The sequence below is a fragment of the Nocardioides sp. genome (assembly GCF_036374615.1).
Lineage (GTDB): Bacteria > Actinomycetota > Actinomycetes > Propionibacteriales > Nocardioidaceae > Nocardioides.
Map to the genome: position 1 here is coordinate 1 of NZ_DASUTK010000191.1, position 2,332 is coordinate 2,332.

Annotated in this window: 3 protein-coding genes; all 3 read left to right on the top strand. The window is 72.3% G+C overall.

Translation table 11 applies throughout. The features are described 5' to 3' along the window. The first annotated feature begins 54 nt into the window (after window positions 1–54). Genes VFZ39_RS19085 through VFZ39_RS14935 form a run of 3 tightly spaced genes read left to right on the top strand, consistent with a single transcriptional unit; the run spans window position 55 to window position 2,300 of the window. Window positions 55–141 carry a hydroxyisourate hydrolase gene (locus tag VFZ39_RS19085; protein WP_330866570.1) on the top strand — a complete coding sequence of 29 codons (87 nt, stop codon included), beginning with the start codon at window positions 55–57 and terminating at the stop codon, window positions 139–141. Continuing rightward, window positions 131–1,459: an allantoinase AllB gene (gene allB, locus VFZ39_RS14930; protein ID WP_330866568.1), complete on the top strand. Its 1,329-nt coding sequence runs from the start codon at window positions 131–133 to the stop codon at window positions 1,457–1,459. Before VFZ39_RS19085 ends, allB begins: the two co-directional genes overlap by 11 nt. A 28-nt stretch (window positions 1,460–1,487) precedes the next feature. Further along, a complete protein-coding gene (locus VFZ39_RS14935) occupies window positions 1,488–2,300 on the top strand; it encodes a bifunctional allantoicase/(S)-ureidoglycine aminohydrolase (protein WP_330866569.1) in 813 nt (270 codons plus the stop codon). Window positions 2,301–2,332: the final 32 nt, after the last annotated feature.

Genomic DNA, 2,332 nt, shown 5'->3' on the forward strand with positions numbered 1-2,332 from the left:
GGGGAGTACCGGCTGCGGTTCGGCGTGGACGGGCCGTTCTACCCCGAGGTGGTGGTGGCGTTCCGGATCACGGCCGACGAGCACCACCACGTCCCGCTGCTGCTGAGCCCGTACGGCTACGCCACCTACCGTGGCAGCTGAGTCGTACGACGCCGTCGTCCGCGCCGCCCGCGCGGTCGTGGCCGGGGAGGAGCGGCCGGTCGACCTCGGGATCCGCGACGGCCGGATCGTGACGCTCCACGCCGAGGCAGCACCGGACGTCGAGCTCGCCGACGACGAGGTGCTGCTGCCCGGCCTGGTCGACACCCACGTGCACGTCAACGAGCCGGGCCGCACCGAGTGGGAAGGGTTCGACTCCGCCACCCGCGCCGCGGCGGCCGGCGGCGTCACCACGATCATCGACATGCCGCTCAACTCGATCCCGCCCACGACCACCGTCGTCGCGCTGCGCACGAAGCAGGATGCAGCGCGGGACCAGGTGCACGTCGACGTCGGGTTCTGGGGCGGCGCGGTGCCCGACAACCTGGCCGACCTCGAGCCGTTGCACGACGCGGGAGTCTTCGGGTTCAAGTGCTTCCTGCTGCCCTCCGGTGTCGACGAGTTCCCCGAGCTGGACGCCGCCGGCCTGCGCGCCGCGATGCATGAGCTGAGCCGGATCGACGCGTTGCTGATCGCGCACGCCGAGGACGGCTCGGAGATCGCGGCCGACCTCGTGCACGGCCGGGACTATGCGAGCTTCCTCGGATCCCGGCCGCCCAAGGCCGAGACGGTCGCGATCGAACGCGTGATCACCACGGCGCGCGAGACCGGCGGCCGCGCTCACGTCGTCCACCTGTCCGGCGCCGACGCGTTGCCGGTCATCCGGGCGGCCCGGGCAGCGGGAGTGCGGCTCACGGTCGAGACCTGTCCCCACTACCTCTCCTTCGTGGCGGAGGAGATCAGCGACGGTGCCACCGAGCTGAAGTGCTGTCCGCCGATCCGCGACGCAGCGAACCGCGAGCTGCTCTGGGACGCGCTCGTCGCCGGTGACATCGACCTGGTCGTGACCGACCACTCACCCTGCACGCCGGAGCTCAAACGACTCGACAGTGGCGACTTCGGCGACGCCTGGGGCGGGATCGCCTCGCTGCAGCTCGGGCTGCCGGTCGTCTGGACGGAGGCACGCAGCCGCGGGTTGGGCCTGCCCGACGTCGTGCGCTGGATGTGCGAGGCGCCCGCCGACCTGGTCGGCCTGACCCACAAGGGACGGCTCGCCCCCGGCTGCGACGCGGACCTGTGCGTCCTGGCGCCGGACGAGCCGTTCACCGTCGACCCGGCGACGCTGCGCCACCGCAACCCGATCTCGGCGTACGCCGGGCGTACGCTCGCCGGCACGGTCCGGCGGACGTGGCTGCGGGGCGTCCCGGTCGACCCCGACGGCGACACTCCCGCGGGTCGGCTGCTGAGGAGGCCCGGCTGAGAATGGCTCTGCTGAAAAGGGAGGGGCGATGACCTACTACGTGCCACGCGGCGGCTTGCCCGGCCAGGACCAGCTGACCACCGACCGCGCCGTCTTCACCGAGGCGTACGCCGTGCTACCGCGCGGCACGATGCGCGACATCGTCACCAGCCGGTTCCCGCACTGGGACGACACCCGGGCGTGGGTGCTGGCGCGGCCGCTGTCGGGGTTCGCCGAGACGTTCAGCCAGTACGTCGTCGAGGTCGGGCCGGGCGGCGGCAGCGACCGCCCCGACGACGCCCCGCGCGCCGAGGCCGTGCTGTTCGTCGTCGACGGCACACCCACCCTGTCCCTCGCCGGCGCCGACCACGAGCTGCGGCCGGGCAGCTACGCCTACCTCCCGCCAGGGGTCGACTGGCGGCTGCGCAACGGGTCGGCGGCGACCGCGACGTTCCACTGGATCCGCAAGGCCTACCAGGCGGTCGACGACGTCGACGCACCCGAGCCGCTCGTGACCCACGAGGACGACGTCGCGCTCCAGCCGATGCCCGGCACCGACGCGTGGGGCACCCAGCGGTTCGTCGACCCCGACGACGTACGGCACGACATGCACGTCAACATCGTCACCTTCGAGCCGGGCGGCGCGATCCCGTTCCCGGAGACCCACGTCATGGAGCACGGCCTCTACGTGCTGGAGGGCAAGGCCGTCTACCTGCTCAACAAGGACTGGGTCGAGGTGCAGGCGGGCGACTTCATGTGGTTGCGCGCGTTCTGTCCGCAGGCGTGCTACGCCGGCGGGCCGGGCCGATTCCGCTACCTGCTGTACAAGGACGTGAACCGCCACGCACGACTGCTCCCCTGACCGCGGCGTGTGCCTGAGAGTGCGCTGGGGCG

Coding starts and splice junctions, on each gene's coding strand:
- VFZ39_RS14935 (WP_330866569.1), top strand. CDS start 1,488: ATGACCTACTACGTGCCACGCGGCGGCTTGCCCGGCCAGGACCAGCTG.